Raw genomic sequence first — 5,053 nt, 5'->3', positions numbered from 1 at the left:
GAGAGATTCACGATCTTGAAGAAGCCCGAGTTCAGGATGTAGAGATTGCCGAAGCGCTCGCCCGCCTGGTAGATCGTGTCACCCGTGTGCACCACGCGGCGCTGCGGGGTGAGTTGCTCGCACAGCAGCTTCAGCGTGTCGGCGGTGTTCCGACCCGCACACTCCCAGCCGATGGTGGGCAATGCCAAGCCAGTCGGGACCGGTGCGGTCTTCGAGGGGGCGACGGTATTGAGCATCTGGATTCCTTGGTGGTCTGTCGCGTGTCGATGGATGGATGCTAGGAAGCCTTCGGCAACGCGATGACAACGGCTGGAGTCGGTGGGTAATGCTCGGTAAATGCAATGTGTCCGGCGTGTACCAACGGCATGGGGCGTGCGGCAAATCACATATGCGCATCCCCGTGCTTTGACTTGTATCAAGTCCGGGCCCATCGGGGTCCTTAGCCTTGGCAGGTCACATATCGACTATTTCCATGCCCCTCTCCCGCAAGACTTGCGCCCCCGAGGCCGCACCGCAGCTCTCGCCGCTGGAGGTGACGAGCCTGCTGTGCCGCGCGCGGCTGCTCCAGCGCGCCTCGCTGGACGGGAGCACCCCGAGGCTGCTGAGCGGCAAGAATTTGGGGCTGCTGTGCGAGATGCCGTCCGACGAGGCACAGGCGCTTTTTCGCAGCGCTGCCGAGGAAATGGGCGCGCACGTGGCCGTCATGCGCCCGGGCCTGTCGCTCGCGAACGCACAACAGGAAGTACAGAACACGGCCCGCATGCTCGGCCGTCTCTACGAAGCCGTGGAATGCCAGGGCCTGGACCCCGAACTCGTGCAGCGCATCGGCCAGCACGCCGGGATCCCTGTCTTCGATGGCGCCGCCACGAAAGCCCATCCAACCGGGCACCTTGCCGAGTTGCTCGGCGACAGGACCACGCTGGCCGACAACCGGCGCTTCGTGCTCCAGGCCCTGCTGCTGGACGCCATTGCCTGAGCCGCCTGGCGCCCAACGCGCGCACTTGATCCAGCGCAATGCGGCTGGGCCTTCCTATTCCTACAGTGAACTCCACGGTCGCAAACGGCTTTAACGCGACGACCGCTCCTCCATCCACTCACCGCAAGGAATCTCCCATGAAGACCGATACCCAATTGCGCAACGACATTCAGGCCGAGCTGAACTGGGCACCCGACGTCAAGACCTCCGACATCGGGGTGATCGTCAAGGACGGAGTGGTCACCCTCACCGGCCACCTGGCCAGCTACGCCGAGAAATACGCCGTCGAGCGCGCCGTGCAGCGCGTGCATGGCGTCAAGGCGCTGGCCATCGAATTGACGGTGAAGCTGCCCTTCGACAACCAGCGCACCGATGCCGACATCGCCATGGCGGCCGAACGCGCGCTCGAGTGGAACGTGCTCGTGCCCGACGACAAGATCCACCCCATGGTGGAAAAAGGCTGGCTCACGCTGAACGGCGAAGTCGAGTGGGACTACCAGCGTAGCGCTGCCGAAAGCGCGGTATGCAACCTGATGGGGGTGACCGGCGTGTCGAACCTCGTGAAAGTCAAGCCGAAGGTGAGTCCCGCCGACATCGAGAAGAAGATTCACGACGCGCTTTCGCGCCAGGCCGACCGCGAAGCCCGCCAGCTTGCCATCACGGTCAACGGCTCGCAGGTCACGCTGCGCGGCACGGTCCATTCTTGGACCGAGCGCGACGCGGTGCAAGGCGCCGCGTGGGCCACACCAGGTGTCACAGTGGTGGTGAACGACCTGCTCGTGGACGCCTGAGCATGCGCGTCGCGCTCGTCACCGGCGGCAGCAGCGGCATCGGGGCGGCCACGGCCGAGGCCCTGCTCGCCGCTGGCTACCGCGTGGCGGCCAACTTCGCAAGCCACGCGGAGGCCGCACAGGCTTTCACCGCGCGCACCGGCATCCCGACTTTCGGCTGGAACGTGGCGGATTTCGCCGCGTGTCAGGCCGGTGTCGCGCGCGTCGAGGCCGAACTCGGCCCCGTCGAAGTGCTGGTCAACAACGCCGGCATCACGCGCGACGCGATGCTACACAAGATGAGCGTCGAGCAGTGGCGCGAGGTGCTCGACGTGAACCTCGGCGGTTGCTTCAACATGTGCCGCGCCACCATCGGTGGCATGCGCGAGCGGCGCTTTGGCCGCATCGTGAATATGGGCTCGGTCAACGGCCTGTCCGGGCAGGCCGGCCAGACGAACTACGCTGCGACAAAGGCCGGCCTCATCGGCTTCACCAAGTCGCTCGCGCTCGAAGGCGCCTCGCGCAACATCACTGCCAACGTGGTGGCGCCGGGCTACACCGACACCCCCATGGTGGAAGCGATCGCCCCCGAGGTGATGGCGCGCATCCTGTCGGCCATTCCGGCCGGGCGCCTGGCCACGCCGGGGGAGATCGCGCGCGGCGTGGTGTTCCTCGTCGCCGACGAGTCCGCGTTCGTCAACGGCATCACACTGTCGATCAACGGCGGCAAGTACATGGCCTGAGGCGGCAACGCCCGGGCGTTTTTTCAGCGAGACCCGCCATGCATGCCATCTCCGCGACACAAGTCACACTCGATCCCTGCGTCCGGAGCGAGCCGACCATGTGCGCCATGGTGCTGAACGCAGCGCTGCTGCCGCTCGAACTGGAGCGACGCAACATCCCAAAGCCTGGGCCCAGCGAGCTTCGCCTTCGCGTTCTGGCCTGCGCGGTCTGCCGTACCGACCTGCACATCGTCGACGGCGAGTTGCCGCTGCCCGTGCTGCCGATCGTGCCGGGTCACGAGATCGTGGGCGTGGTGGAGGAAACCGGCTCAGAGGGAACAGGCTATCGCGTGGGTGACCTCGTCGGCGTGCCCTGGTTGGGCCACACATGCGGCTGCTGTGCCTTTTGCGCCGAGGGCCGCGAGAACCTCTGTGACACGCCGCGCTTCACCGGCTACCACCGGGACGGCGGCTTCGCGAGTCACGTTATTGCCGAGGCCGCGTTCTGCCTGCCACTGGCCATGCCCGAAGCCGATGCCGCCCGCATTGCCCCCCTGCTCTGTGCGGGCCTGATCGGCTGGCGCAGCCTGAAGGCAGCCGGCGAAGGCGTTCGCCGGCTGGGCATCTTCGGTTTCGGCGCCGCGGCGCACCTGGTAGCGCAAGCGGCCATTGCGCAAGGTCGCGAGGTCTTCGCATTCACCCGGCCCGCGGACCTTGCGATGCAGGCCTTCGCCCGCAGCCTCGGCGCCGTGTGGGCTGGCGGCTCGAACGAGCGGCCGCCCGAGCCGCTAGACGCGGCCATCATCTTCGCGCCCGCCGGCGAACTGGTACCGGCCGCGCTGCGTGTCGTGTGCAAGGGCGGCCGGGTTGTGTGCGGCGGCATCCACATGAGCGACATCCCGGCTTTCCCGTACCGGCTGCTGTGGGAGGAACGCAGCGTTGTCTCGGTGGCGAACCTCACGCGCGCCGATGCGAAGGAGTTCCTGGCATTCGCGCAGGCGCATCCGCTGCAGGTGCATGTCAGGACCTATCCGCTTGTGCAGGCCAACGAAGCGCTGGCCGATCTGCGCGCGGGCCGCATCGAGGGCGCCGCAGTGCTGGTGCCCTGAACGGGAGCCCGCGCGCCGGACTTCAGAGCTCCCGCGATTCGCGGTAGTCGGGCACCGTGCACGGCCAGCCGTGGCGCTCCTCGATGGCCAGCCGCAATGCATCGGCGGCCACCGGCTCTCCGTGGGTCACGAACACCCGGCGCGGAGCGCGCTGGGCATCGAGCCAGGCGAGCAGCTCGTCGCGGTCGGCATGGGCCGACAGGGTCTCGAGGTTCGCGACCTCCGCGCGTACCGGCACGTAGGCACCGTGGATCTTGATCGAGTCGGCGCCGGCCACCATGGCCGCGCCGCGCGTGCCGGCCGCCTGGAAGCCTGCAAAAAGGATGGTGTTCCTGGCGTCGGGCGCGTAGGCCTTCAGGTGGTGCAGCACGCGCCCGCCGGTGGCCATGCCGCTGGCCGACACGATGATCGATGGAAAACCCAGGGTGTTCAATCGCCGGGATTCCTCGATCGTGTTGACGATGATGGTCTTGCCCTGCATCGCGGCGCACTGTTCGGCGCTCAAGCGGTGTTCGTCCAGGTGCTTGCGATAGATGCGCGTAGCATCCGCCGCCATCGGGCTGTTGAGGTACACCGGCATATCGGGAATGCGCCGCGCCTGCTTGAGCAGCTGGATGCAATGCAGCAGCGTCTGCGCGCGCCCGACGGCAAAGGCCGGAATCACCACGATGCCTCCGCGCGCGGCCGTGCGGTTGATCACGCCCGCCAGTTCGGCCAACGTGTCCGACACCGGATGCTTGCGATTGCCATAGGTCGACTCCACCACCACGTAGTCCGCGGGTTCGGCGACTTCGGGCGGGCGCATCAGCAGGTCTTCGCTGCGCCCCAGGTCGCCCGAGAACAGGATGCTCGAGCCTTCCCAGCCGACGCGCAGGCTGCCGGCGCCCAGGATGTGACCCGCCCTGTGCAGTTGCCAGGACCAGCCGGGCCACGGGGAGCACTCCTGGCCGAGCGGGACGACCTCGAAGCGCTTGAGGGCCGCACGCGCGTCCTGCTCGGTGTACAGCGGCAATGCGGGCTTGTGCTTCGAATGGCCGTGGCGGTTGGCAAAGCCGGCGTCCTCTTCCTGCAAGCGGCCCGAGTCGGGCAGCAGCAGTTCGCAGAGTTCGCGCGTGGCCGAGGTGCAATACACCCTGCCCTTGAAGCCGAGTTGCACCAGCCGAGGCACGAAGCCGCTGTGGTCCATGTGCGCGTGCGTCAACAGCACGGCATCGATGTCGGCCGCGTCGACCGGCAGTGCCTCCCAGTTGCGCAGGCGCAGTTGCTTGAGCCCCTGGAAGAGCCCGCAGTCGACCAGCAGCCGCCGGCCCTCGTGCGTCAGCAGGTACTTCGAGCCGGTGACGGTGCCCGTGCCGCCGAGGAAGTCGATGCGCATGGGGTTCCTCAGTGCGACATCAGCACGGGCAGAGTCATCCACTGGAGCATGGACAGCGTGGCGCCGCCCATCACCCATTCGCGCGCCCGGCTGTGGCCGTA

General features: G+C 67.3%; 5 protein-coding genes and 2 pseudogenes. 4 read left to right on the top strand and 3 right to left on the bottom strand.

What is annotated here, in order from left to right; genetic code table 11:
- Positions 1-236 (bottom strand): annotated as a pseudogene (locus tag BLV60_RS33675) (Crp/Fnr family transcriptional regulator); the annotation flags it as partial.
- Between the two features lie 236 nt (positions 237-472).
- Here BLV60_RS33675 and BLV60_RS33670 point away from each other — a divergent pair.
- The 4 genes from BLV60_RS33670 to BLV60_RS33655 all read left to right on the top strand — a co-directional run bounded on the left by BLV60_RS33670 (position 473) and on the right by BLV60_RS33655 (position 3,577).
- On the top strand, positions 473-976 hold the full coding sequence (locus BLV60_RS33670; RefSeq protein ID WP_093060110.1) for a Rossmann-fold NAD(P)-binding domain-containing protein: 504 nt from the start codon (positions 473-475) through the stop codon (positions 974-976).
- A gap of 137 nt (positions 977-1,113) precedes the next feature.
- A complete protein-coding gene (locus BLV60_RS33665) occupies positions 1,114-1,767 on the top strand; it encodes a BON domain-containing protein (RefSeq protein ID WP_093060108.1) in 654 nt (217 codons plus the stop codon).
- A 2-nt stretch (positions 1,768-1,769) separates the two neighbouring features.
- Positions 1,770-2,489, top strand: coding sequence for an acetoacetyl-CoA reductase (gene phbB, locus BLV60_RS33660; protein ID WP_093060106.1), 720 nt, complete (start codon positions 1,770-1,772; stop codon positions 2,487-2,489).
- A gap of 98 nt (positions 2,490-2,587) precedes the next feature.
- Positions 2,588-3,577, top strand: coding sequence for a zinc-dependent alcohol dehydrogenase family protein (locus tag BLV60_RS33655; RefSeq protein ID WP_093060112.1), 990 nt, complete (start codon positions 2,588-2,590; stop codon positions 3,575-3,577).
- A 22-nt stretch (positions 3,578-3,599) separates the two neighbouring features.
- Here the strand turns inward: BLV60_RS33655 and BLV60_RS33650 are convergent, their stop codons facing one another.
- Together BLV60_RS33650 and BLV60_RS34800 are read right to left on the bottom strand one after the other, a co-directional pair.
- Positions 3,600-4,952 carry an MBL fold metallo-hydrolase gene (locus BLV60_RS33650; RefSeq protein WP_093060104.1) on the bottom strand — a complete coding sequence of 451 codons (1,353 nt, stop codon included), beginning with the start codon at positions 4,950-4,952 and terminating at the stop codon, positions 3,600-3,602.
- An 8-nt stretch (positions 4,953-4,960) separates the two neighbouring features.
- Positions 4,961-5,053: pseudogene (locus BLV60_RS34800) on the bottom strand (universal stress protein); the annotation flags it as partial.

Source organism: Variovorax sp. YR634 (assembly GCF_900106655.1).
Taxonomy (GTDB): domain Bacteria; phylum Pseudomonadota; class Gammaproteobacteria; order Burkholderiales; family Burkholderiaceae_C; genus Variovorax.
This window is presented reverse-complemented; position numbering and strand designations above follow the sequence as displayed.

Coding starts and splice junctions, on each gene's coding strand:
- BLV60_RS33670 (WP_093060110.1), top strand. CDS start 473: ATGCCCCTCTCCCGCAAGACTTGCGCCCCCGAGGCCGCACCGCAGCTC.
- BLV60_RS33650 (WP_093060104.1), bottom strand. CDS start 4,952: ATGCGCATCGACTTCCTCGGCGGCACGGGCACCGTCACCGGCTCGAAG.
- phbB (WP_093060106.1), top strand. CDS start 1,770: ATGCGCGTCGCGCTCGTCACCGGCGGCAGCAGCGGCATCGGGGCGGCC.
- BLV60_RS33665 (WP_093060108.1), top strand. CDS start 1,114: ATGAAGACCGATACCCAATTGCGCAACGACATTCAGGCCGAGCTGAAC.
- BLV60_RS33655 (WP_093060112.1), top strand. CDS start 2,588: ATGTGCGCCATGGTGCTGAACGCAGCGCTGCTGCCGCTCGAACTGGAG.